27 protein-coding genes and 1 tRNA gene are annotated in these 24,394 nt (G+C 40.2%); 7 read left to right on the top strand and 21 right to left on the bottom strand.

Annotation, left to right across the window (positions count from 1 at the left end; all coding sequences use genetic code 11):
• Nucleotides 1-9 precede the first annotated feature (9 nt).
• The 6 genes from QR42_RS04475 to queG form a co-directional block, all read right to left on the bottom strand.
• Nucleotides 10-1,905 (bottom strand): PrkA family serine protein kinase, encoded by a 1,896-nt coding sequence (locus QR42_RS04475; RefSeq protein WP_024425326.1) that lies wholly within the window; start codon nucleotides 1,903-1,905, stop codon nucleotides 10-12.
• A gap of 246 nt (nucleotides 1,906-2,151) precedes the next feature.
• Nucleotides 2,152-2,460: a hypothetical protein gene (locus QR42_RS19360; protein WP_162473401.1), complete on the bottom strand. Its 309-nt coding sequence runs from the start codon at nucleotides 2,458-2,460 to the stop codon at nucleotides 2,152-2,154.
• A gap of 22 nt (nucleotides 2,461-2,482) precedes the next feature.
• Nucleotides 2,483-3,190 (bottom strand): YrpD family protein, encoded by a 708-nt coding sequence (locus QR42_RS04470; RefSeq protein ID WP_039177393.1) that lies wholly within the window; start codon nucleotides 3,188-3,190, stop codon nucleotides 2,483-2,485.
• Between the two features lie 172 nt (nucleotides 3,191-3,362).
• Nucleotides 3,363-3,836 carry a tRNA (uridine(34)/cytosine(34)/5-carboxymethylaminomethyluridine(34)-2'-O)-methyltransferase TrmL gene (gene trmL, locus QR42_RS04465; RefSeq protein ID WP_034282301.1) on the bottom strand — a complete coding sequence of 158 codons (474 nt, stop codon included), beginning with the start codon at nucleotides 3,834-3,836 and terminating at the stop codon, nucleotides 3,363-3,365.
• Nucleotides 3,837-3,879: 43 nt separating this feature from the next.
• Nucleotides 3,880-4,782: an amidase domain-containing protein gene (locus QR42_RS04460; protein WP_039183034.1), complete on the bottom strand. Its 903-nt coding sequence runs from the start codon at nucleotides 4,780-4,782 to the stop codon at nucleotides 3,880-3,882.
• Between the two features lie 61 nt (nucleotides 4,783-4,843).
• Nucleotides 4,844-5,992 (bottom strand): tRNA epoxyqueuosine(34) reductase QueG, encoded by a 1,149-nt coding sequence (gene queG / locus QR42_RS04455; protein WP_024427417.1) that lies wholly within the window; start codon nucleotides 5,990-5,992, stop codon nucleotides 4,844-4,846.
• Nucleotides 5,993-6,075: 83 nt separating this feature from the next.
• Here queG and QR42_RS04450 point away from each other — a divergent pair, with 83 nt between their 5' ends.
• Nucleotides 6,076-6,672: a hypothetical protein gene (locus QR42_RS04450; protein WP_224927855.1), complete on the top strand. Its 597-nt coding sequence runs from the start codon at nucleotides 6,076-6,078 to the stop codon at nucleotides 6,670-6,672.
• A gap of 98 nt (nucleotides 6,673-6,770) precedes the next feature.
• On the opposite strand, the gene QR42_RS04445 is transcribed toward QR42_RS04450, so the two are convergent.
• From QR42_RS04445 to QR42_RS04390, 12 genes are all read right to left on the bottom strand, one after another.
• Nucleotides 6,771-6,844: transfer RNA gene (locus QR42_RS04445), tRNA-Gly, on the bottom strand.
• Nucleotides 6,845-6,971: 127 nt separating this feature from the next.
• Nucleotides 6,972-7,655, bottom strand: coding sequence for a putative periplasmic lipoprotein (locus QR42_RS04440; RefSeq protein WP_039177385.1), 684 nt, complete (start codon nucleotides 7,653-7,655; stop codon nucleotides 6,972-6,974).
• A gap of 81 nt (nucleotides 7,656-7,736) precedes the next feature.
• Nucleotides 7,737-8,018: a hypothetical protein gene (locus QR42_RS04435; protein WP_039177382.1), complete on the bottom strand. Its 282-nt coding sequence runs from the start codon at nucleotides 8,016-8,018 to the stop codon at nucleotides 7,737-7,739.
• On the bottom strand, nucleotides 8,015-8,920 hold the full coding sequence (locus tag QR42_RS04430) for a PqqD family protein (protein WP_039177379.1): 906 nt from the start codon (nucleotides 8,918-8,920) through the stop codon (nucleotides 8,015-8,017). The genes QR42_RS04435 and QR42_RS04430 overlap by 4 nt, the downstream gene beginning before the upstream one ends.
• Entirely contained in the window at nucleotides 8,904-10,370 is a 1,467-nt protein-coding gene (locus QR42_RS04425) for a hypothetical protein (RefSeq protein WP_039177376.1), read from the bottom strand. The genes QR42_RS04430 and QR42_RS04425 overlap by 17 nt, the downstream gene beginning before the upstream one ends.
• Nucleotides 10,348-11,094 (bottom strand): ABC transporter ATP-binding protein, encoded by a 747-nt coding sequence (locus tag QR42_RS04420; protein WP_039177374.1) that lies wholly within the window; start codon nucleotides 11,092-11,094, stop codon nucleotides 10,348-10,350. The genes QR42_RS04425 and QR42_RS04420 overlap by 23 nt, the downstream gene beginning before the upstream one ends.
• 115 nt (nucleotides 11,095-11,209) lie before the next feature.
• Nucleotides 11,210-11,422, bottom strand: a complete 213-nt coding sequence (locus QR42_RS04415; RefSeq protein ID WP_012009371.1) for a hypothetical protein — start codon at nucleotides 11,420-11,422, stop codon at nucleotides 11,210-11,212.
• Nucleotides 11,423-11,963: 541 nt separating this feature from the next.
• A complete protein-coding gene (gene ssuD, locus QR42_RS04410; protein WP_039177370.1) occupies nucleotides 11,964-13,106 on the bottom strand; it encodes an FMNH2-dependent alkanesulfonate monooxygenase in 1,143 nt (380 codons plus the stop codon).
• Between the two features lie 17 nt (nucleotides 13,107-13,123).
• Nucleotides 13,124-13,954 (bottom strand): ABC transporter permease, encoded by an 831-nt coding sequence (locus QR42_RS04405; protein ID WP_039177367.1) that lies wholly within the window; start codon nucleotides 13,952-13,954, stop codon nucleotides 13,124-13,126.
• Nucleotides 13,951-14,928 carry an aliphatic sulfonate ABC transporter substrate-binding protein gene (locus tag QR42_RS04400; protein WP_371412179.1) on the bottom strand — a complete coding sequence of 326 codons (978 nt, stop codon included), beginning with the start codon at nucleotides 14,926-14,928 and terminating at the stop codon, nucleotides 13,951-13,953. The genes QR42_RS04405 and QR42_RS04400 overlap by 4 nt, the downstream gene beginning before the upstream one ends.
• A 29-nt stretch (nucleotides 14,929-14,957) precedes the next feature.
• Nucleotides 14,958-15,725 carry an ABC transporter ATP-binding protein gene (locus tag QR42_RS04395; RefSeq protein WP_039177361.1) on the bottom strand — a complete coding sequence of 256 codons (768 nt, stop codon included), beginning with the start codon at nucleotides 15,723-15,725 and terminating at the stop codon, nucleotides 14,958-14,960.
• Nucleotides 15,726-15,890: 165 nt separating this feature from the next.
• Complete coding sequence (locus QR42_RS04390; RefSeq protein WP_039177358.1) at nucleotides 15,891-16,046, bottom strand: FbpB family small basic protein; 156 nt, start codon at nucleotides 16,044-16,046, stop codon at nucleotides 15,891-15,893.
• Between the two features lie 265 nt (nucleotides 16,047-16,311).
• Between QR42_RS04390 and QR42_RS04385 the strand changes: the two genes are divergently transcribed.
• The gene (locus QR42_RS04385) at nucleotides 16,312-17,607 is read left to right on the top strand and encodes a homocysteine synthase (protein WP_039177356.1); all 1,296 of its coding nucleotides are present in this window, start codon (nucleotides 16,312-16,314) and stop codon (nucleotides 17,605-17,607) included.
• 41 nt (nucleotides 17,608-17,648) lie between these two features.
• Here QR42_RS04385 and lepB read toward each other — a convergent pair whose 3' ends face one another.
• Both lepB and QR42_RS04375 read right to left on the bottom strand, forming a co-directional pair.
• Complete coding sequence (lepB, locus tag QR42_RS04380) at nucleotides 17,649-18,215, bottom strand: signal peptidase I (RefSeq protein WP_039177354.1); 567 nt, start codon at nucleotides 18,213-18,215, stop codon at nucleotides 17,649-17,651.
• A gap of 155 nt (nucleotides 18,216-18,370) precedes the next feature.
• On the bottom strand, nucleotides 18,371-20,314 hold the full coding sequence (locus QR42_RS04375; RefSeq protein WP_039177351.1) for a lipoteichoic acid synthase: 1,944 nt from the start codon (nucleotides 20,312-20,314) through the stop codon (nucleotides 18,371-18,373).
• Between the two features lie 540 nt (nucleotides 20,315-20,854).
• On the opposite strand from QR42_RS04375, the gene QR42_RS04370 reads away from it, so the two are divergent.
• From QR42_RS04370 to QR42_RS04350, 5 genes are all read left to right on the top strand, one after another.
• Nucleotides 20,855-21,658, top strand: coding sequence for a DUF2262 domain-containing protein (locus QR42_RS04370; protein ID WP_039177349.1), 804 nt, complete (start codon nucleotides 20,855-20,857; stop codon nucleotides 21,656-21,658).
• Between the two features lie 18 nt (nucleotides 21,659-21,676).
• Nucleotides 21,677-22,366 carry a DUF1963 domain-containing protein gene (locus tag QR42_RS04365; RefSeq protein WP_039177346.1) on the top strand — a complete coding sequence of 230 codons (690 nt, stop codon included), beginning with the start codon at nucleotides 21,677-21,679 and terminating at the stop codon, nucleotides 22,364-22,366.
• A 64-nt stretch (nucleotides 22,367-22,430) separates the two neighbouring features.
• Entirely contained in the window at nucleotides 22,431-22,700 is a 270-nt protein-coding gene (locus QR42_RS04360; protein WP_039177345.1) for a hypothetical protein, read from the top strand.
• 144 nt (nucleotides 22,701-22,844) lie between these two features.
• Nucleotides 22,845-23,042 carry a hypothetical protein gene (locus QR42_RS04355; RefSeq protein WP_039177342.1) on the top strand — a complete coding sequence of 66 codons (198 nt, stop codon included), beginning with the start codon at nucleotides 22,845-22,847 and terminating at the stop codon, nucleotides 23,040-23,042.
• A 62-nt stretch (nucleotides 23,043-23,104) separates the two neighbouring features.
• Nucleotides 23,105-23,650: a histidine phosphatase family protein gene (locus tag QR42_RS04350; RefSeq protein WP_039177341.1), complete on the top strand. Its 546-nt coding sequence runs from the start codon at nucleotides 23,105-23,107 to the stop codon at nucleotides 23,648-23,650.
• Nucleotides 23,651-23,680: 30 nt separating this feature from the next.
• Here QR42_RS04350 and QR42_RS04345 read toward each other — a convergent pair whose 3' ends face one another.
• Entirely contained in the window at nucleotides 23,681-24,385 is a 705-nt protein-coding gene (locus QR42_RS04345; RefSeq protein ID WP_039183031.1) for a hypothetical protein, read from the bottom strand.
• Between the last annotated feature and the right edge of the window lie 9 nt (nucleotides 24,386-24,394).

The following is a 24,394-nucleotide window of genomic DNA, read 5'->3' as shown; positions in this document are numbered from 1 at the left end:
CTTCATTTATTAACGATTCAGAAGACTGCCTACATATTTTAAAAGTTCATTTGCACTTGTTGAATTATATCCATGCTCATCAATCAATCTAGCCACTACTTCATTGACCTTCTTCAGCTGCTGTTCATCCGGTGTCTTCGTCGATGTCGTAATTTTCACCACATCTTTTAGATCGGCAAACAGCTTCTTCTGAATGGCCTCTCGCAATCTCTCATGCGAATTATAATCAAAGCGTTTTCCCTTTCTCGCATAAGCCGAAATACGAATCAGAATTTCTTCTCTAAATGCTTTTTTGGCGTTTTCAGAAATGCCGATCTGCTCCTCAATTGAACGCATGAGCTTTTCATCAGGATTCATTTCTTCACCCGTTAATGGATCACGCAGCTTGTTTTTATTGCAATAAGCCTCGACATTATCTAAGTAATTATCCATCAGCGTTTTCGCAGACTCCTCATAGGAATACACAAATGCCTTTTGCACTTCCTTCTTCGCAATATCATCATACTCTTTTCGCGCGACTGAGATGAAATTCAAATAACGCTCCCGGTCCTCGCTGGAGATAGATGGATGCTGATCAAGCCCTTCTTTTAAGGAGCGCAGGACATCCAGTGCATTGATCGATTCCATGTTCTTTCGAATGATGGTAGATGAAATTCGGTTGATTACATAACGCGGGTCAATTCCGCTCATCCCTTCATCATGAAATTCCTTTTTCATCTCATCAATGTCGACTGACTGGAAGCCTTCGACACTTTCTCCGTCATACAGACGCATTTTTTTCACCAAATCAATATCAGAACGCTTCGGCTCTTTCAATCTCGTCAAAATGGAGAACATGGCTGCTACCTTCAGCGTATGCGGGGCAATATGCACATCCGAGACATCACTTTCTGAAATCATTTTATGATAAATGCGTTCTTCTTCTGTGACCTTTAAATTATAAGGAATTGGCATCACAATAATTCTTGAATGCAAAGCCTCATTCTTTTTATTTGAAATAAACGACCGGTACTCGGTTTCATTCGTATGGGCGACGATCAATTCATCTGCACTAATTAAGGCGAATCTTCCTGCCTTAAAATTTCCTTCCTGCGTTAATGACAAGAGGTGCCATAGAAATTTCTCATCACACTTTAACATCTCCTGAAACTCCATCATCCCTCGGTTTGCTTTATTGAGTTCTCCATCAAAGCGGTACGCACGGGGATCTGACTCTGATCCAAATTCAGCAATGGTTGAAAAATCGATGCTTCCTGTTAAATCGGCAATGTCCTGAGATTTCGGATCAGACGGACTAAAGGTACCAATGCCGGTCCGTTTATCCTCTGAGAAAAAGATCCGCTCGACCCTTACATCCTCAATTCTACCGCCATATTCCTCTTCCAGTCTCATCATGTTCAGAGGCGACAAATTCCCCTGCACACGAATCCCATATTCTCTATAGAAATCCTCCCGCAAATTTTGCGGAATAAGATGAAGCGGATCTTCATGCATAGGGCAGCCTTTGATCGCATAAACTGCGCCATGATCTGTCAGTGAATATTCTTCAAGTCCTCTTTTCAATCTAGTGACAAGCGTCGATTTCCCTCCGCTTACTGGTCCCATCAGTAATAAAATACGCTTCCTGACATCCAGCCGCTTTGCAGCAGGGTGAAAATATTCCTCCACTAATCTTTCGAGTGATTCCTCTAACCCAAACAGCTCCTGATCAAAAAATTTGTAGGTTCTGACCCCATTCTCCTCTTCAATCCCGCTATCTTTAATCATATGATAAACGCGAGAATGAGCAGATTGAGCGACAAGTGGATTTTCCTTAATAATGTCTAAATAATCGCTGAATGTGCCTTCCCATTTGAGACGCTGCTCTTCTTCTCTGTGCTGTTCGATTTTCTTTAAAATATCCATATGAACCTCCTCTTTCAAGATTGAAGCTAGAAATCAGATACTGTTTTACAATCTATGCGGAGGCGTCCTATTACATGCTTTCGTTCTTCAAAATGACGAATTGGCAAACTGAATTGACAACCATCCGCAAGACCCTTCATAATAAAGGAAAAATAGGAGAAAAATGATTTTCTTCTCCTGCTTTTCAAGGTGAACTTCACATCATATGAAACAGGCAGCGAACGGAACAAAGGGATAAGGGGGAGCTTATATGAGAACGGTCATTATGATGGGCGTCATCATTACGTTTTTAGTATCCATTTTCACTGCTGGGTACGAAGGCAAGCCTGGGAAATGAAAAAAAGGATGTTCCATTTGCGGAACATCCTCAGATTGTTGACAAAGGGCTAAAATGATTTTGATTTTAGCCCTTTGTCTTCTTTTCAGCGTGATAGAAAACCTTTGCAGTCTAGGAAGGGCGAGCACCGGAGCGGAGCGAATTTGACATTCGTGAGCACCGAAGCGCAGACCTGACAACGAATGCGGGGGTTTGTCTACACGCTGAGGATGTTCCATTTGCGGAACATCCTTTTTTCATTTAGTTCGTTGTTTTCAGCACTTGCATATTCACTGTATTCCCCGACACCTGAACCTTCGTAAAGTCTTGCGTATCGACCACAGGTGTGACGGCACGATTATCCAATGTGATGTCAGTAAAACGAGTAGAGAAGTTCGCCCGAATGTCTTTTCGATAAATATCGTCAGTTACTGCTACCGTCGACAGTAGTTTCCATTTGGTCACAGCGCCAATGTTTGAGTTTTGAATTTCTGTAATAATGCGGCCGGTATAGCCAACATTATTTGTGCCCCAGAACGTCGCTCTTGTATGCCCATTCAAATTTTTATAAATCGTCATTTGAACAGTACTTCCAGGTTTAAATCCCTTTGTATACGTAAAGTCATTTTTTCCTTCGATATATGTCTCTTGATTATTTGCTCCTACTTTCATCGTAGGTTTCCACACATTATAGGTTGGACTGTATTGAAGCCCAATATCCGCTTCCTTTGAACCTGTGAATCCAGAATAAATATAAGCTGTACCATTTGACACACTCATTGCGGGAGGGAGCTGAATTTTTGTGACCAATATGGATCCGTTACTATTGATATAAGTACGCCCGCCAATCCCTTTTGATAGCTGAGCTGCTTCTATCTCCTGCGTCTGAGAGAGTCCTGGAATACTGACTGGAATCGTCCCCATTAAAATTGCTGAGCTGATGGCACTAGTGATCAGTAGCTTTTTCATCTCATTACTCCTCCTAATGGATTCATCATTTTTTGAAAACGTCATCACAATCTATCATACTACCTATTTTTTAACATGTCAAAAAAAGTATAATTAAGTCATATTTTTCATCTGTCTGTATCTTATCTCACATAAAAAAGCCGAGATCAGTATCTCGGCTTTTATCATGATCTTATATGAGATCGCGATATTGCTGCTGGCGAAGTGCCTCATATACAAGAATGGCTGCCGTATTCGACAGATTCAGGGAACGAACATGCTCTGTCATCGGTAAACGAAGACAACGATCCATATTCTGTTCAATCAAATCTTTTGGCAATCCACTTGTCTCTCTGCCAAAGACGAAGAAATAGTCTTCATCCAGCTGAGAGTAATCAAATGTCGTATGCGGCTTTTGGCCAAATTTTGTGATATAGAAAAATTGCCCCTTCGGATGAGCCTCAAACAATTCATCAAGTGAATCATGATAGACCACATTGGCATATTTCCAATAATCGAGTCCTGCACGCTTCAGCATTTTGTCATCTGTCGAAAAACCAAGCGGACGAATCAGATGAAGGGTTGTATTTGTTGCTGCACATGTACGCGCAATATTTCCAGTATTAGCTGGAATTTCTGGTTGATATAAAACGACATGAAGTCCCAAAAAAGTTCACCTCTAATTTTCTTTTCCGCTCAACATTATACCACTAACTACCTTTCGCGGCATCGTCCAAAATGTGAAAAAACATATATCGAATAGCAGGTGTATAGGCGGTCGAATCCTCGTATGACCAATAACGCATGCGGCAGTCATACGTCTGTGCATTCACAAGAGGCATTCCGCCTTTGTCATGATCAACAACAATGGTTGTATGATTATACCTTCCATCACCTTCAAAATCGTAGCAAATGACATCTCCAATTTGAAGCTCGCGTGGTTCTTTGAGTTTCTTTGCTCTCAAACCCGCTTTCGAATTCGCTAAATAATTTTTCATCGCATGAGCTACCGTCCAGCTATAGCTCCACGTATGCGGACGCACCCACCAGCCAGACCCGCGGTTCGGATATCCTCTTGTTGGCGCATTCCCAGCTTTCAAACATTGTGAAATAAAATTTGTACAGTTATCTTCAAAATTTTTATAGGCTGGATTCCGCTTATTCCAGTAAGTCTCCGCATACTGCACGGCTGCCCGCCGGTCATAGTGAAAAGCTCTGCCGAATTGTTCTTCGGTCTGAAAGCGCTCATCCATAAGCTCTTCTCTTTGCCGCTCTTCTAGCATCATCCGATCTTTGACAAGCATGTCGTTATAAAGAAATGCTTCTCTTTTTTCCACCTGTTCCTCTAAATAAAAAGAATCGTCTACATCCTTGCAGACATATGTGAGATGAGCAAGATACTGCACATGCTGAGCCCCATCATCTTGAATGGATGAATCGAGAAGTTTTGTTTTTGCTTTCGCCTTCACAATTTCAACCTGTCTTCTAGCAAAAAGCTCTTTTTTCCGCTCTACTGCTTCCACATCAGACATAAGCTGCGGCTGCTTGATTGCACGGTCATTGATTAAATACGCCAGCCTGTCTTCTAAAGTTTTCTCTAATAATTGTTTCACACAGACACCACCAAACATTTTTTAAAATCTCTGTTTGGTTCATTCTATGTTCACAGGGATGTTATTTAGTATTTAAAGGTGTCTGCAGGAGCTCAATCCCTTTCACAATCTCCTCTTTCGCTTCTTCATCACTTTCTCGCTCAAGAGCCTTTTCCAGCTCTGGGAGCTGCTGATCATCGCCAATTTTGCCAATCGCCCAAGCAGCCGTTCCCCGAATGACCGGTCTTGGGTCCTTATGCATCAGCTCAATTAACACTGGTAAGGCAGATGTATCTTTAAAATGAGCGAGTGCCAAAATTGCATTCCGCTGAATGGGCTTTTTCCCCCGCCATGAACCTGAAACATGACCGTATTTTTCCTTAAACTCACGATTGCTGATCGTCAGAAGCGGCTTTAACAGCGGCTTTGCAATTTCAGGATCCGGCTCCATTTCAGGATGCAGATGAAAATCTTTTCCTTTATTGATCGGGCAGACAGTTTGACACGTATCGCACCCGTACAATCGATTTCCTATTTTCGAACGAAATTCGTCAGGTAAAAACCCTTTTGTCTGCGTTAAAAATGAAATGCACCGCTGAGAATTCAGCTGTCCGGGATTCACAAGCGCACCTGTTGGACACGAATCCACACATTTATTGCATGTTCCGCACTGGTCTTCAATTTTCTCATCCGGCTCAAACGGGACATTTGTGATCATTTCAGCCAAATACACATAAGATCCAAACTCTGGCGTGATAATCATACAGTTCTTTGCACTAAAACCAATGCCAGCACGTTCTGCTACAGCACGATCAGACAATTCTCCTGTATCCACCATTGATTTTGTCCGTATATCAACATGTTTGCTCCGCAAAAATTCTTCAAGCATATCAAGCTTTTTTTTCAGCACGACATGATAATCTGTTCCCCATGAAGCCCGGCAAAAGATCCCCCGTCTCGCGTCCTTTGTACTTCGAGGAGCATCTTTCATTTTGGAAGGGTACGCGAGCGCTATCGCAACAATTGATTTGGCCTTCGGAAGCAGCAAAGAAGGGTTTGTCCGTTTTTCAATATCAGGCTCTTCAAAGCCTGACAAATACCCTAACGATTCATGTAAGATGAGACGGTCCTTTAATGAATCAAATGTATCGGCACTTGCAAATCGAATTTTATCCACACCAATTTCTTTCGCATATTGAATCAATTCTTCTTTTAATTCTCCAACATGAATCACCTTGCAAACCTCCTTTCTTTGTTTCTTCTGTTGTTTTCAGTATAATACGAGTGTATCATGACCGATTGGAGTGAGTCACTGTGAAGATACATATGGAAATTTCTCATCCTCAAAACCCGTCTATCCATGTTGGGCAGATTGAATATTCGCATATTGAAGTTGGCACATCACCTCAAATGTTAAAAGGCCGCTTACGCCTGTTTCAAGAATCTTTATTTTTTGAATACGAAGATAAAGTCTTAGAAGAAGTACCAGCCATCAAAGAATGGACGGATCTTTTAAAAGATGTTCCTTTCCTTTCACTTCTTTCTGATATCCAAAAGGAACAATTTATTGACTCGACCAATTCCGTACAGGATTTGTCGATATTTTTCTCACTAAAATATTTCTTACCCATCCTGACATTAGATGCCGATCGCATCAAAGGACCGCTTTCACTGACAAAACATGAGGCTGGTCACATCGAATGGCAGGACGGCGCAGGACTGAATGGATTATTTTCTCAAGCAAGTACAGCACATATTTCTCCAGACACAAAGAACATTCTTCAAATCATCCTTTTCCCTCCATCTATTTCCCGGGAAAAGAGTGAAGCTCTTATTCAATCCTTGACGAAGATGTTTGTACAAATACATGGCGGAGAAAGCAAATATGAACTCATTGAAAAAGCACTGTAGCCTGACAGTGCTTTTTCACATTATACTGACATAATAAAAAACGCAACACTTCGTTTATCTATGAAACGAAATACTGCGTTATAAACAAAATTATGTATTGGAGCGGGTGATGAGAATCGAACTCACGACATCAGCTTGGAAGGCTGAGGTTTTACCACTAAACTACACCCGCATCAATTTTTTAAAAGCAACGTCATCGTGTTGACTTTTATTATGTTACAACTTTCTTAACAATTCGTCAAGAGAATATGAAGATTTTTCGTCAAAATAATTCATATTCTCCGTATATATTACGATAGTTATTTATCTAATTGCAAATACACCAAATAGGCATGCTTCACATTTTTCAAATTCTTTTTAGGGTTCTTTTCAAATTCTATTAAACCAGGACTTGATGATTTAGCTCCAGTTGTGATGGTTATTGATATTAATTTTTTCTCTCCGGGAGCCATGTGAAAAGTTTCTGCTTGCATTATCATTAGGTTTCCTCCCACATCCTGTTTAAAATCCATGCTAGTTGAGAGTTTCCTTAGTTCGTTCTTCTCTTTATCTACCCAAAAGCCATACGTTGCTTTTAACAGATCATCTTTTTCCTCATCTAGCTGATAGATAAAATTCACACTCTTATCGACACCATTTTGATGAAGTTTAATGGTGACATCTTTTGTGTCTTCTTTAAGTAATTGTCCATCCTTGTAATGCACACCGATTAAGGAAACGCTTTTATTATTTGCTTTGAGCCCCTGAACTGTCATCATTAATTCGGGTTTATCTGCTGTTAATACATCCAAAAGATTTTTTTCACTCTTTGTTAGTTTCATTGGTTCAACAGTTACTTTATCTTGATTTGATATTTCCTTATTTTTTTCTGTTGCAGGTTTTTCTGATACCGTCTTCTCTGTCGTCGTCGTTTCTGCAGCCTTCTCGCCGCATCCTGCTAATAGAAAAACTGTGAATAAAAGAATGCTCCATTTTTTAAACATTGTGATCCCCTTTGATGTTTTTTTATTTCTTATTATACTAAAATTTGGTTTGTCATACAAAAAAAGATTAGGATAATTTTCCTAATCTTTCGCTCTTTTCTGCTTTATTGCTGATAGGCATGCCACAATGAGAAAACTCGCAGCAAAAATCACAATCATATAAATAAAAAAGTTTGGCTTGATCTGAAAAGTAAATGCGGACGAGCCTTCCATTTCAAAAGCGAGACTGTTAAATAATAAAGCATCATTCGTTTTTGATTGAAATAAATGATAGAACAGTACGCCGATTGTCAGCATCGGAAAGCCTAAGAACCCCAAAAAACCACCAACTATTGCGCCTTGTTTCATCGCCTGTACGTTCATGATCGTTGTCCTCCCATTCCCCCAAGCAATAGCTGCTTCATAATGGATTTACCATCCCCCATAAACGGAAGAAGATAGAGTAATTGGATAAAATACGAGATTGAAAAAATGAAAAAACCTGTTGAAACCGGATTTTCTTTTAGAAATAAAATGGTCACAATGATGCCTGCTGCGCCAATCACACCGGGAACGAGCGGTCCAAGCAGCGTAATCCATACCTGCTTTTTCTGAAACGGATCTAATACGGGTCTTACAAACTTCACTGACATCATGTCACTCGCAAAAAAGCCTTGAGGACCATTTCGCCCTGCAAATTTTCGATGCGCATAGCCATGTGCCGCCTCATGTAAGGCAGTTCCGGTAATTAACCCGAAATATATAATCGTAAAATAAATCGCAATGGCTGCAATCGATGGATCAGGAATGAATAAAAAAGCGAGCCCTGCCATGACCATAAAAAGCATCCAGAAAAAGATGATTTTACGCGTCACCATGAGCAAAGCCGTTCCAAAAATGTGAAGGAACGAGTGACCAGTACAATCAAATCGTTCCTTCATTTTGACTTGATACTGCTTGAAAAATTGACAGCAGGCTGTCACAATCCGATACGGTGAATGATAATGAATGGACAGCAAGTGATGCTGATTCAATCCCGTCATCAGCTGATAAAAATCACGAGCAATCACCGACTCATCGACCTGAAACAAATCGGCGAGCTCTGCTGTAATACTCGCTTCTGTCCTTTTACCGTCCACTTTCGTTAACATATGATAGGCACTTTCATTGATCGGGAGTGTGCTTCCATACTGCGTATCCGTGAGATGCCTCTTTTGTAAGGTCACATACGGCGCTAGTTCCGGTACCCGCTCAATCTTTAGCTTATTGTTAAGAAGTTGAATCATGTGAATACCTCCATGAAAAACCTTTGTATATGGCAAAGATGAGCAGACCCTCAAATGCAGCGACAAGCAGCCATTGAAGCATTTGACTCGATGCCCCTATGACATAGTTCCCAATAAAAACAATCGGAATCATGAGTAAAATAAGCGCTCCAAATGAAAATATGCCTGTGTAGGGATTGTTTCGATCAAGAGGAAGTAAAATACCTACTACATAAAAGAGCGCAGTGGCATTGCATAAGACAGCCGCACCAATCAACGCGTGCCAAATTTGATCAGGAAGCGTCAGCGTTGTCAGCATGAATAAAACAATTTGCAGTACACCAACAAGCAGAAGACCGATAAACTTGTACAAAGCCACTTCCCAGGATCTCAGGCCAAATGTTTTATACATCCCCAGCATTCGTTTATCATTGCCAAACGAATTGAAGGCTGTTAATCCAGCAAGAGCACATAGAACAAAAAACGCTTCTTCTTCAAAGCGGAATCCAAATTGATAACGGACGAATAAGATCACTATGAGAAGAATAAGAAAGTTTAAAATGTTTTCTTCATTCCGTACCTGTGACTTCATTTCCTTCACAATAAGTGACCACTTTTTTGAAGAAGAGAATGGCATCTTGTGTAAAAAGGTTAACGCTTTTTTCTCTGCCATAATCGGCATCATCGCAAGAGAAAGAAATGCGCCGCCTGCCGATAAGAGGATGAACAGAATCAAGATGGCATAATTCACCCCTTCAGGAGACATTCCTTGTGCCGCTAAGAAAAACGGTGCTGTAAAATACATCAAATGATAATCAAACTGTAGATATGATTGCTGAATTTGGCTAATATCAAAATGCGTCAATCCATACGCCACAACGAGTGCCAATAAAACAAATATCGCTGCAAATTTTTGCAACGGTAATTTTAATTTCAAAACGAGTAAATAAGTGATATTGTAAATAAACTGCAGGAGCATTAAGACAAAAAGCGACTGCAAAAGCACCATCAAAAAGAAAGTAAAGATAAAGAAAACACCTATTCCCTGGGCAATAAAATTAGGTAAAAGCAGAATACCGATAAAAAATAAAACAAGTCCTGCCACCACTGTCACCATCGGAATGAAGTATCCAAAACTTTTCTGAAAGGTAGAGAGCGGAAACCAGCTGAGCTGCATAGAAAATCGGTCTTGTTCAGGTGTTCTGACCTTGATCAAAACGAATAACAAGCTTGTAAAAATAGAGGCATTGATCGCCATTGAGACAACGAGTAATCCAAGTGACCGTTCATCTCCATTTAAGAAAGCCTTCATAAAGACACCTGTAAAGCTATATCCGATAATGGCCCCCATTGTGACGGCAAACAAAAAGAATAAGACCACAATGATCCGCTTCGTTTGAGTATCAAAGAGCTTATACATTTCCTGCTGCCACATTTTAAGCATCATTTTAGAAATGATTAATGATTTCATCAAAATGTGCACCCCTATCACTTAACATTGAAGCTTTCAGAAACACCTGTTCCAGTGTGCTTGATTGATACTTCTCCTTTAAGGCTGAAACTGTTCCTTCATCCATTTTATTTCCCTTAGAAATAATGGCGATTTTTTGGCACAGCTCTTCCGCTGAAAGCATATCATGCGTTGAAAGCAAGATCGCACCATGGTGCTCGGCATACCGCTTCATCAGTTTCTTTGTGTTTATAACCGCTTCAATATCAAGTCCTCTAAAGGGCTCATCCATGATCACCAATTGACTATTAAGCATAAAGGCAGCAATCAGCTGTGTCTTTTTTTTCATCCCATGTGAATAGGTTTCGATCGGTCTTGATAAAGCCGAGTCCATATCAAACAGTTCAATTAGTTGATTTCTTCTGTGAATTGTTTTACATTCATACATAGAAGAAACAAACTCTAAATATTCAGCACCAGTCAATGCTTCAGGGAGCAGCAGGTCATCTGGAACATAGGCTACTTGTTTTTTAAAGGATGGTTCATCATTAGTGACGCCCTGCAAATGAATTTTTCCTTCTGTATGCTTAATGATGCCAAGTATACAGTTAATCATCGTTGTTTTACCCGAACCATTCGGTCCAGCAACAGCAACGATTTGATGAGGGTCGATCTTTAAATGAAAATCATTGACAGCAGTCACGTTATTTTTATACGTTTTGGTTAAATTCTCGATCGTAAACATATAACCTCCAAGTGTCTGCATATTCTTTAAAAACAGATCAGGCTAAACCGCCCGCCACAGACGGTTTAGCCCTGGTGTCTTATCTAAGAAGTAAAAAGATGAATCCTAAGTATAGCTACTTACATTCAATTTGGACTTTTAAGCCACTTTCCCACTGAACGGCTCCTGTAAAGCTACCCTTGCCGTTTGCGATACACCAAACTGCTGCTCCTAGAACAACTGTTGCTCCCAATCCAAGAAGGACAGCAACAAATACTAAGAACCAAGCTTGGTCCATAATAGCAGGTTCCATAGTGGAATAGTCAACTTGCGGCGCTGCATAAGTCATACTTTTCACCTCCCAGCTTATGATGATCGTATCATAGGCGTCACACGCCAAACATCTACAGAACATCCCATTTTTGACCGAACATACATTTGATTAAAATGTGACTTTTTATTCAATTATTCACCTTCATCTGTTTAAACCCTCTCTTATTTACTAGATTTTAACACCTCTTAAGAACCACAAAACCCATTTAATGTCATTTGCACCATCTTTTTTCTTCTCTTTTTCAAATAGTCCATATTTATCATCTATCATTTTTATTCTTTCTTTTTTGTGAGATAGAAAGAATTCCCCCGATATATCAGATATAAAAGTCCTGATTATATGTCGCAATAACATCAATTATGAAATATTTACTGATCATTCCGATAAAAGAGTGAGTATATTTTCCTTCTTCTCTTGACTCTGAAAATATGTATATACAAGAAAATCGATTGGGAAAAAAGCCCTTACCTTGTTCAGCAGTACACAACATATGACTCGCTCCTATTCTATGAAAAAAAGCAAAGCAGCCATCGCAGACTGCTTTGCTTTTTCATATTTATGAGGAACTAGCAGCAGAGGCTGCATCTGGAAAATGATTGTTCCCAATGATTTCACCAGCTGGCACAGAGAGTCCTGTATCCCCCGACCTCTTAAATGGAAGGAGCGGGAAAACAAGCTCTGCTAAATAATAAGCTTCTTCTAGGTGCGGGTAGCCAGAAAATATAAATGTATCAATGCCTAGAGACTTGTATTCTATGATACGATCTGCTACTGTTTGCGGATCTCCGACGAGTGCTGTTCCTGCACCGCCGCGTACTAAGCCAATGCCTGCCCAAAGATTTGGGCTAATTTCAAGTTTGTCTTTCCTCCCTTGATGCAATTCCACCATCCGTCTTTGACCTACTGAGTCCATCCCCTGTAAAACTTTTTGCGCCTCCTCAATTGTTTTCTGATCTAAATGACGAATCAGATGTTCCGCTGCCTGCCATGCCTCCTCTTCGGTATCTCGCACGATCACATGAAGACGAATGCCAAACTTCACCGTTCTTCCTTCCTTTTCAGCCTGTTTCTTCACTTGTTCAATTTTCTCTTTTAATTGTGCAGGCGGTTCGCCCCAAGTTAAATAGACATCTGTATGCTTGGCGGCCGCTTGAATTCCTGCTGATGATGATCCGCCAAAAAAGACTGGTGGATGGGGGGTTTGAGCTGGCGGGAATAGCAGCCGGCCATTTTCCGCTTGTAGATGTTTGCCATGAAATTGTACATTTTCTCCTTTCAATAACCGCTTCCAAATCGTCAAAAATTCTTCTGTTGCCTCATAGCGTTCATCATGAGAAATAAATAACCCATCTCCTTCAAGCTCCTCTTTACTTCCCCCTGCTACCACATTAATCAGCAGCCTTCCACCTGAAAGACGATCTAATGTAGACGTCATTCTAGCAGCAACAGACGGCTGCATAAGCCCTGGTCTAAGAGCCACGAGAAACTTTAAATGAGTGGTTTCAGCAGCTAAAGCAGCTGCCGTCAGCCATGGATCTTCACATGATCTCCCAGTCGGCAGCAAGACCCCTGTATAACCAAGCTGATCAGCTGCTTGAGCAATCTGTTTAAAATATGGATAGTCTGCCTGTCTTGCCCCTTTTGCTGAACCTAAATAACGGCCGTCTCCATGTGTTGGAATAAACCATAAAATATTCATGACATCGCCCCCTGTTATTATTCACCTTGATAACTAGTGCGCCACTTGAGCAGACGCTTTTCTAACAGACGTACAAATGAATCTGTCAGCTTACCTACTACTGCAAAGATGATAATTCCGACAAACACTTTATCCGTTTGAGAGAATTGCCTTGCATCCATAATCATATAGCCGACGCCGCTGCTTGAACCCATTAACTCAGCTACCACTAAACCTAGCCAAGCAATTCCTAATGACAGCCTCACGCCCAGAAGAATATGCGGAAGAGCAGCCGGTAAAATCAGCTTTGTGATGCTTTGATACAGATTAAACTCTAAGGCGCGAGCCACATCAAACAGCTTATTATCTACACTGCGAATACCAAGAAAAGTATTAATATAAATCGGAAAAAAAGCCCCAAGTGCAATCAATAAAATTTTCGCCGTTTCATCAAAGCCAAACCAGAGGATGAATAAAGGGGTGACCGCTAAATGAGGAACGGTTCTCAGCATTTGCAAGGTCGGATCTACATACTGCTCTGTTTTTTTAGAAAACCCTACGCATACGCCCAGCATAAGACCTAAGCCTCCCCCAAGTAAAAATCCACATATTGCTCGATAAAGACTGATGTAAAGATGGCCAAACAGCTCACCAGAACGTATCAACTCTCGAAAGGATTCAGCAATCAAAACGGGCGAAGGCAATACAGTGGAAGAAACAATTTGAGAACCAGCTATAATCTGCCAAACCGCAATAAGTAGAACAGGTAATACCAGTCCCTTTAACTTATATAAAGAAGAAGCTTTTCTCCTTTTTCTCTTTGACCGCTCAATTTTAGATGCTAAAGCCGGGTTCGAAATAGCTTTCATTCATCCATCTCCTCTTTCAGCATTTTTTCAATAAACGAATTATCTACAACCTGATTGACATCAATTTTCCGCTGGATCGCCTTTGTTTTATATTGAAAATCAGCGGTATGCTGCTGAGCATTGATGATCTTCTTCGAAATGGGCTTATTGAGTGGTTCCGTATTGTTTAATACTTGTGTGACGACCTTCTTATCTAAATTTTTTAAACGCGCATATAGAGTAACAGCCTCTTCTGGATGTGATTTCTGCCACTTCACCGCATGGTCATATACCTTTAAAAATTTCACCACTAGTTCAGGATGCTGATCAGCAAACTGAGTGCGAACAAGTGTGAAACCTGGAGAATATAAATCAGTCGCTTCCCCATTCACCAGCAGCTTTGCTCCTTTCTTGATCGTTTCAAGTGATAAGAACGGCTCCCAGATCGACCAAGCATCAACGGATCCATTTTCAAATGCTGATATCGCTTCATCTGGCTGTAGCTGAATGATCTGAACATCCTTCGCAGATAAACCTGCCTGATCTAATACTTTGTATAAAAAATCAAAGCCACTGCTCCCTTTAGCGACAGCAATTTTTTTCCCTTTTAAATCTTCTACTTTTTGAATCTCACTGTTCTTATTCACTAAAATACCGTTCGCTTTCAGCCCATCCTGAGATAAACCAATTTCCTTAAAATCAATACCCGCTGCCTGACCTGCTATGACAGGTGAGTTTCCAACTTGCGAGAAATCTAATTGATTTGCAGCAAGTCCTTCAAATTGGGGAGGACCACTTTGAAACTCCACCCACTTTACCTTCACTCCTTCTTTTTCAAATGATTGTTCAAACCACCCTTTTTCCTTTGCTAAAAGCAGCGGGCTCAAACTTTGCTGAATCCCAATCCGAATTTCTTTCACCTTGTTTTCTGAACCGTCTGCTGCTTGACCACACCCTGCTAAAACAAGGAGAAGACTCAAAAAAATCACGATCATTTGTATCTTTTTCATGCGATTTCCCCTCCCTAAATCCCTGATCCATCAGTTAGTAACAATTCATCTGTTTTCTCAAATTCCGAAAGCACCTTTTGTCTTAAATGTTGAAAAGAGGTTGACGTTCTATCACGCGGAAAAGGCAGATTCACAGGAAGAATTTTATGGATTCGGCCAGGTCTCGCTTGTAAGAGCACAATTACATTTCCTAAATAAATCGATTCATCAATATCATGAGTAACGAGCATCATCGTTGTTTTTTTCTCCTGCCAAATGTCCAGCAGCACATCCTGCAAGTGTTTTCGTGTGAATGCATCCAGCGCACCAAATGGTTCATCAAGCAATAAGATCTCCGGATCACGAAGGAGTGCTCTCGCAATGGCAACCCGTTGCGACATTCCTCCTGAAAGCTCATGTGGATAGGCATGTTCAAATCCTTTTAATCGAACAATTTCAATCAATTCATCCACTTTGCGGCGTACATCCTGTTGTTTTAAATTGAAATTGGCCGCTATGTTTTCTTCGACTGACAGCCATGGAAACAGGCGGTGTTCCTGAAAGATAAAGCCCTGTTTCATTCCTGGTTCTGTGACCCGTCTGTCTCCTATCAAAATTTGCCCATCATACGCTGTGTCGAGCCCGCCTATGATTTTTAGCAACGTACTTTTTCCGCATCCACTCGGACCTATCACTGTTACAAATTCACCTGGAATCATGCTCAATCTCAAGTCTTCAAGAACCCGAATGGTCTGTTTGTCTTTCCAAAAGGATTTATCCGCAATATCAATTGAAATCGTCATTGAAACCCTCCACTCCTCTTGCCATCAGATAAATACACAGAAAGGCCCTTATCCCCAAAAAAGAGATAAGAGCCTTCGTGTTGTCCGATCAGCTAATCATATTGAATTGTTAGCACCATCCTAAATCATATTAATCCCATAAATCAACTCAATTTTATAAAATAGTTATTTTGTCCTTGTATGCTTTTCATCAATCCGATCGTAAATCGCTTCTATTCGTTCCTTGCTGCTGTAAATCTCATATTTGTTCCGCTCAATTAAGATGTCTAGTGTGATATCCATGTGTTTTCTGTATTTTTTTCGTTTTTTCTTTTTTTCCATCTTCATCATCCTTTCTCATTCAAATAAAAAAAGGCTCTTCACTCATGCTTAAGTGATAGAGCCTTCGGTTGACCGATCAGCCATTCTTGTTCGCGTTTTCAGTATGCTCATGTTAATACATACTATTCCTACCTGTCAACTATATTTATTGTTTTTTCAGATTTATCTAAAAAATGATTGACCGAGCAGTGAACAAGATTTATAGTCTTATTAAATATTTCTTATCAAAACAGTTGGTTTTATCTAACAAAAGGAGGATACACACATGTCAGAAGAACGTCCATTTCGTTTAGAAACAAAAGCCATTCACGCAGGTCAGGAACTTGATTCAGCGACCTATTCAAGAGCCGTGCCTATTTACCAAACAAGCTCCTTTGGTTTTAGAGATAGTGATCATGCAGCGAATTTATTCGGTCTTCAGGAACCGGGAAATATTTATTCACGTATTATGAACCCGACAAATGACGTATTTGAAAAGCGTATCGCAGAGCTTGAAGGTGGGATTGGTGCACTTGCTGTTTCTTCTGGGCAAGCAGCGACGACTTATTCTATTTTAAACATTGCAGGAGCCGGGGATGAAATCGTTTCCTCAAGTAGTCTTTATGGCGGCACCTACAATTTATTTGCCCATACACTCAAAAAACTCGGAATTACAGTAAAATTCGTCGACTCATCCAACCTTGAAGAACTTGAAGCAGCGATCACAGACAAAACAAAGGCAGTGTATGCAGAGAGCATTGGGAATCCAAAAGGCGACATTTTACATATTGAAGCCATCTCAGCCATTGCACACAAGCATCATATCCCGCTTATTGTGGACAATACACTCGCCAGCCCTTATTTATTAAGACCTATTGAGTTCGGTGCAGACATTGTCGTCCATTCAGCGACGAAATTTATTGGCGGTCATGGTACATCAATTGGCGGCGTCATCGTTGATAGCGGCCGATTCCCTTGGGCTGACAGCGATAAGTTCAAAGGGCTGACTGAACCAGATCCAAGTTATCACGGTCTAACATATACAGAAGCTATTGGAGAAGCGGCTTATATCACAAAAGCACGAGTACAGCTTTTACGTGATTTAGGGGCAGCTCTGTCGCCATTCAACTCATTTTTACTTCTGCAGGGCTTAGAAACATTACACCTTCGTCTTGAGCGGCATAGTGAAAATGCGTTGAAAACAGCACAGTTCTTACAGGATCATCCTCTTGTCGATTGGGTAAGCTATCCGGGCCTTGAAAGTCACGAATCCTATGAACTTGCTCAAACCTATTTACCAAAAGGACAAGGCGCAATCCTCACATTCGGTATCAAAGGTGGACGCGAAGCAGGTAAAAAGCTCATTGATTCTGTGAAACTTTTCTCCCATCTCGCAAACGTGGGCGATTCTAAATCTCTCATCATTCATCCTGCCAGCACAACGCATCAACAATTAAGCGAGGCAGAACAAAAAGCGACAGGTGTCACACCAGAGCTCATTCGTTTATCCGTTGGAACAGAAGCGATTGAAGATATTCTTGCAGATCTTGAACAGGCGATTACCAAAAGTCAGTCTGAATGACATAGAAAAAAGCACACGGCTGTGTGCTTTTTTCTTGTTTATTAATGATTGAGTAATCGAATGTCTTGGAAAGGATAAAATACAAATGAGGTAGTTCCTTGAATATCGCGCTTTGTAAAAAGACCTAAGCCGTTGCGGCTGTCCATTGAATTTTGGCGATTGTCCCCCATGACAAAGTACTTTCCTTTTGGAACAGTCAGAGGGCCAAAATCAGGTGTCAGCAAAGTACCATCTGCCGCTGCTTTCTTTTTGTTTGACGCTAAGTAAGGCTCTGCCACTTTTTGACCATTGACATATAGCTGATCATTTTTCATTTCAATTTTATCACCAGGTAAACCAATCAATCGTTTGACATAATGAGTGCTGCGATCTTCCCCATCAAGAACAATGATCTGTCCCCGTTTATAATCACCGAAATAATCAACCGTTTTATTCACAAAAACCCGCTCTGTGTCTTGCAGTGTTGGTTTCATAGAAGTCCCTTTCACAATGTACGGTGCGAATAAAAAGTTCCGAATGATAAAAACAGCAATAAATGCGATTAAGATGGCTTTGATCCAGCCCAATAATTCTGATTTCTTTTTTTGTGTTTTTGTATTTGTTGTCATAAGCTCCTCCTGAATTCCCCAAGGACGAAATGTGTGTCACCAGCTGCCAGCCAGCATCACGCTTGTTTCTCCCTAAATATAAACATATTTTGCCAACAAATCAAGCAAAGAGAGAGAAAAAGGCAAGCACCTTTCTGTGCTTGCCCAAAACTCAGTTAGTTAGCAGAAGAATCCGCTTCTTTTTCTTTGTTTGCTTTACCATAGAAATAATCCGATGGATTCACTGGTTTGAAATCAGATAACTTATGGAATCGAAGAAGATCCCTATAGAGCACTTTATCTGAAAGACTTAACTGATTATCAACACGGGCTTTAATCGCCTCTGTCTTTTTATTTTGTTTCACCACTTTACCCGTTTTCGTATCATAAACGGTATTATCGACAAGTGTGTATTTCGGTGTCACATAGTTTCCATTACGGAAGGCAACAGTCTCATCATGCTTTTTAGAGAATAAGTCTGTTCCAAAATTCACGAATTCATTTGAATCGATACCTTGTAAGTGAAGAAGTGTTGGCATCACGTCGACTTCACCACCATACGTATGGTTCACGCCGCCCTTCTTACCAGGAATACGAATCATGAGCGGAACACGCTGGTTTTGTGCATTTTGATAAGGAGTGATTTCTTTCCCTTGAATTTCACTCATTGCACGGTTATGGTTCTCAGAAATACCGTTATGGTCACCATACAATAAAATGACTGAGTCTTTATACATACCTGATTTTTTCAAGTCTTTGAAGAATTGCTCTAATGACTCATCTAAATATCTTGCTGTTTGGAAATAGTTATCGACTGTTTTATCGCCCGTTGTTGCCTTAGCGATTGTCGCATCTTTTTCATCTAAATTAAATGGATAGTGATTTGTCAGTGTCATTAAATGTGCATAAAATGGCTTTTTCATTGATTCTAGCATTGGGATTGATTCTTTGAAGAACGGTTTATCCTTCAGACCCATATTCACAAGGTTTTCTTCATCCATGTTGTAATAGGAAGCATCAAAGAATTGATCAATTCCCATATGTTTATAAATCGTGTCACGGTTCCAGAAAGATTTATAGTCCCCGTGAAGCACTGCACTCGTATAGCCTGCTTTTTGATCTAGGATGGCAGGTAGTGATTGGAAGGTATTTTCACCCTTTGTCACAAATGCTGCTCCCTCTGGCAAGCCAAACATACTATTATCCATCATCAGCTCAGCATCAGATGTCTTCCCTTGACCAGTCTGATGGAAGAAGTTATCGAAATACGTAAAGTCATCTTTCCCATGAGCCAGTTTGTTTAAAAATGGAGTCACTTCTTCTCCATTTAATTTGTAGTCAATTAAGAAAGACTGGAAGCTTTCTAAATGAATTTTAATAATGTTTTTACCTTTTGCTTTTCCAAAATACTCTGCATTTGGCTTCGCATAGTGAGAAGACGTATAGTTCACAACATCCGTTAAATCTTCACTGCTTGCATTTGCAACCTGCGTTGCGTTTTGTGCTGCTTGTACCCCGTCATAAATCGTATAATTGTAAACACCTAAGTATTTGACAACATACTTATGATCAAAGGTTCTCGTTAATAATTCTGGACGATCCTTTTCAGCCAAATGAAGGTTTACAAATAACAGTCCAATACCTGCAGCTACAATCAGCAGTGCAAACGTCTTTTTCATTTGGAACTTCTTCACTTCCGGTCTCCAAATGACAATCGCAATCAAGATGATGATATCAAGGAAGTATAAAAGGTCATGCGGCTTAATGCTTGCTAACACACCGCCAGTCATGCCTCCCCCAAGATTTCCTGCCTGCTTCATTGTTGAGAAAGTCAAAAAGTCATCAAAGAAACGGTAATACGCTACATTTGCATATAAAAGTGCGGTCATAATAAAATCAATAACAATTAAAACAATGGCAGATTTACGCCCCTTTAAAAAGAGAGCAAGTCCAAAAAACACAATGGCTGAACTAAATGGATTCAATAAGAGAAGCCCCTCTTGAAAAGAACCTTTCACTCCTAAATTAAAGTCCATTTTGTAGGCTGTGTATGATTTAGCCCAGAATAATAGGACAGCCAAAACAAAAAAGCTATATTTGTTCGCAAATATTTTTTTCATAAAACCTCTTCTTTCTTATCATCGTTCTGATATAAATGAAATCATAAAAAATTTACATTCATTTTGCAAATGTAAATCTTCTTCGTCAAGCATTCCGATGCTCTGTCTCCGCCGGATACATGCGCTCCTTTAATATAACGAACGAGAGGCATCATAAGTTTCAAAAAAAATACGAGTAAATAAAAGGAAAAATATCCATTTACATTAAATTTACGCACACTTCATGTTTTAGTGGATGAAGAAGGTTTTGTAAATCACTCAGTATTACTTTACTTTTTTCATCTATTCGTGTCAAAGTAATTATAAAGAAAAGGAAGAATCACCTAGGCTTTTCGACTCACTTACCCAAATTTATACAAAATTCGATCCATGCTTCTTTTATTGTGACTCAACCTTCATTAATCCATGTACCTCCTAAAAAAACAGTTTTAAACAAAAAAAGCTTGATTTCCCCTACTAATGTGCGGTGTGATTAAGAGGTAGATTTTGATCATATCATCCTTATGTTCATAACAAAAATATCGAGCTGGAGGACATCACATGAAGATTAACAAACAAATCAACACTTTTGAAGGAAGATTTTCAGAAGATATAGTCACTATCATTGCTGTTACAGGACCTTCTGGTGTAGGGGCAGGAAAAGCAGGACAGGCACCTCTTTGGACCGCTTCTATTCCACTAATTGCCTGGAAGGAAAACGGCCATATCACAAACGAAAATGTAAGACTTTGCTGGTTAACAGATGACGAAGGATTAAGGGAAAAGCAGTCACAATTACATAAAGAATCAATCGTTACACTTCAGGTTCGAAAAGGCGAAGGTGAATTCATGCTTGTATCTTTGATCAATACAGATACAAAGGATCAAGCACTTCAAGAAATTTTAGAACAAGCCCAAAAGCCTGTGTTTTACCATGATGATACACTTGGAACCTTTGAGCTAGTGAAAGGACTAGACTTATTTGAAAAGACGATCCAATGGAGCAATGAAGAGTGCCTTCTCTACTTCAACCTCGAAGAAGATGAAAAAATAAATGACTCACTTTCTACAGCAAAACAACTCATACCAGAACAAGCCAAATGGGATTCTTCTATTAAATCATTTGCCGCGAATCAGCTGATAGATCTAGCAAAGGATTGGCAGGAACAAGACGAATCAGCTGAAAAGCAAGAAGAACTCACACTGAATCAATTTATGAGCCGCATTTCACTTGAAAGCCTGCATGTTTACCCTGAGGGAGAGTTTGAAGTCTACTATCATGACGGTGATTTATTTTGGGGACATGTCATTATTATCACAGGAAATATAAATGGCACATTTCATGATGCACACATTGCAGGCTAACAGCTGGAGGGACATTAGATGGAGATCAAAGCTTTTCAAGAATTAAATCTAATTGGGAAAACGCCAGCCATTGCCAAAATAGGCGGGTTCCGTCCTGATCCAGCTGTACACAGCTGGTTTGCAGGCCATTTTTTCATCGATCCTCATCAGGGCTGGCCGACAGATCAAGATGGTTCCATGATTCCGATCTTACAAATTTATTTACCAGAAGTGCCAGGAGGAATGAACGGCTTCAATGAGTGTAAGCTGATTCAAATTTTCCTCAACCAGAAAGCACTTCCGATTGATATCACAAAAAACGGCGAAGGCTGGAAGCTCATTGAATATGCATCAATCGAAGGTTTAGAAGTAGCTGAGACTCCTGAAGAAGTGAGAGGACTCAAACCCTTTCAAATCCAATGGAACAAAAGTGAGCAAAGGGATTTCCCTTGCTGGGAAGAAGCATGGTCATATGTGGATCTAACAGAAGTAAACGAAAGTGAAGAAGCGACAGACCACTTTTTTAATCAATACACAAATTATTCGTTCACAAAAATCGGTGGGTATGGGGCGTATATTCAATCCCCACCCCATCAACAACAAGGCGAATTCATGCTGCAAATCGCCTCAGAAGAAAAACCTCGTTTCATGATTGGTGATAACGGCACGATGTATTTCTATTATGACAAAGAATCAAAAGAATGGTTTATGCACTGGGATTGTTTTTAACGTTTATTGAATGAAACCTTGCCTTCTCCTAAGCGTAATGAATAATATGAAAGGAGGAAGCAAAATGGGATTCATTTTAGACATCTTTTCACTTGCTGTGTATATCCCTTTTCTACAAGTGGATGAAGAGGATATCTCAAGGAACGCAGCACATCTCAAAAAATATAGCTGGTTTAAAGCACTATTACTTGATCAAACTTGCAGGGAGCTCATCATTTATGATCCCGGTGTCCGGCGTCTCATAGGCAGGTTTAAAACGGAGAAACTCCATAAGAAGCGATACAACTTAAGATGCGAACGTAAATTACTACAAGCATTACAACGCGCAATGTAAACTGAAACAACAAGAGCCGCACTTTCCTGTGGCTCTTGTTTTATCAATTGAATCGTTCCTTTTGAAGAAAACATTTGACGCCTGGACAACTCTCCCCGTATATTATGTATAAATCCATCTTTTTCAAAGAAAAGGGGGCCTCACATGCGCTTGTTTAAGAACTGGAGAAAAAAGCAGCCTGCACAGCAAGTCGCTTCAGAAAAGCAAGAAGACAGCATCCAAATCAACTTCTCCACACTTCCCTTTGGCACAGACACCGTCGATGATTTTTTGTTCAACCTAGACCTGACCTCCAAGCTCACAGATCCCTATAAAGAAACAGATACGAACAAGCTTACCTAGCTCTTCACAAATCCTCATCCAATACTGGATGATTTTTTTATACTCAATGAAAGGTGTATCCAATGAAAACATATTATATCGTCAGACACTGCCAAGCAGATGGACAATCTAAAGATGCAGCTTTAACACCACAAGGCATCACTCAATCTCACGAACTGTCACAGTTTTTTTCCAGCATTCATCTTAATCAGATTATCTCAAGTCCTTATAAACGAGCGATCCAAACTACTGAGCCCCTTGCTCATGCAAAACAGCTCGAGATAAAAATCGATCAGCGCCTCTCTGAACGTGTATTAAGCAGCAAGCCAATAGACAATTGGTATGAGAAGCTAAAGCTCAGTTTTACAGACTTACATATGACCTGTGAAGGCGGAGAATCGAGCCAAGAAGCCATGAATCGTATTGTAGAAGTGCTCCACGAACAAATAAAATTAGAAAAAGATCATACCCTATTCATCACACATGGTAATATCATGAGCCTGCTTCTTAAACATGCCGATCCAACGATTGGATTCAAGGAGTGGGAAAAATTAAGCAATCCAGATGTCTATATCCTGAAATATTTCAAACCAGATCATGTAGAAATAGAACGAATATGGTATAAATAAACGGCAGAATGAATTCTGCCGTTTCCTCATCTATTGTTGATAATAAAAAGCCTCTACCCACTCATACGGCTTCTTACGCTCCGCACACCATTTCATGAAGCCTCTTGTCTCCGTTTGCTGAAATTTCTTCCAGTCCGATAAAAGCTGATCATAATAGGCTGCTTGTTTTTCAACATTAGAGCGAATCCTCTTATCTTCAATCAGCATCATGACATCTTCAATACCTTGAATTCGCTCTTGGTCTTTCTCATAGATGCTTAAATAAAGATCTTCATGTATATGATGAAACGAATACCACAAGGCCGATAAATAGATTTCACAAATTCGAACAATCACACGCTGCTCCTTGCTGCCTCCAAGCTCTAGTGCTTTCAATAAATAGGGCAGCCCTTCTCCCTGATGTACAAACAAGCCCTGCCAGCGATATGGTCTCACATCCATTGGGTCAACCTTCTCCCACTCTTGCAGAACAGGCTGAATCACCCCAATTATCAATGGATACACAAGCAAATGATGACCATCCTCAAACCGTTCAATCTTCTCAAATAGCCAAGAAACAAATGAACGCTGTACTTCAAAATCGTTCTCTCTCATCTCTTCAATAAAGGCCTGAAGAACTTTTAGCGCATCTTTACGCAGGCCCTGTTCTTTTTTCACACAGTACTGTCTAAAAAGAGGATAATCATGTGATCCCTCGTCTTTAATGATGGTCTGTAATATCGTCTTCGTTTGCAATAACAACGC

It is taken from the genome of Bacillus sp. WP8 (assembly GCF_000800825.1).
Lineage (GTDB): Bacteria > Bacillota > Bacilli > Bacillales > Bacillaceae > Bacillus > Bacillus safensis.
This window is presented reverse-complemented; position numbering and strand designations above follow the sequence as displayed.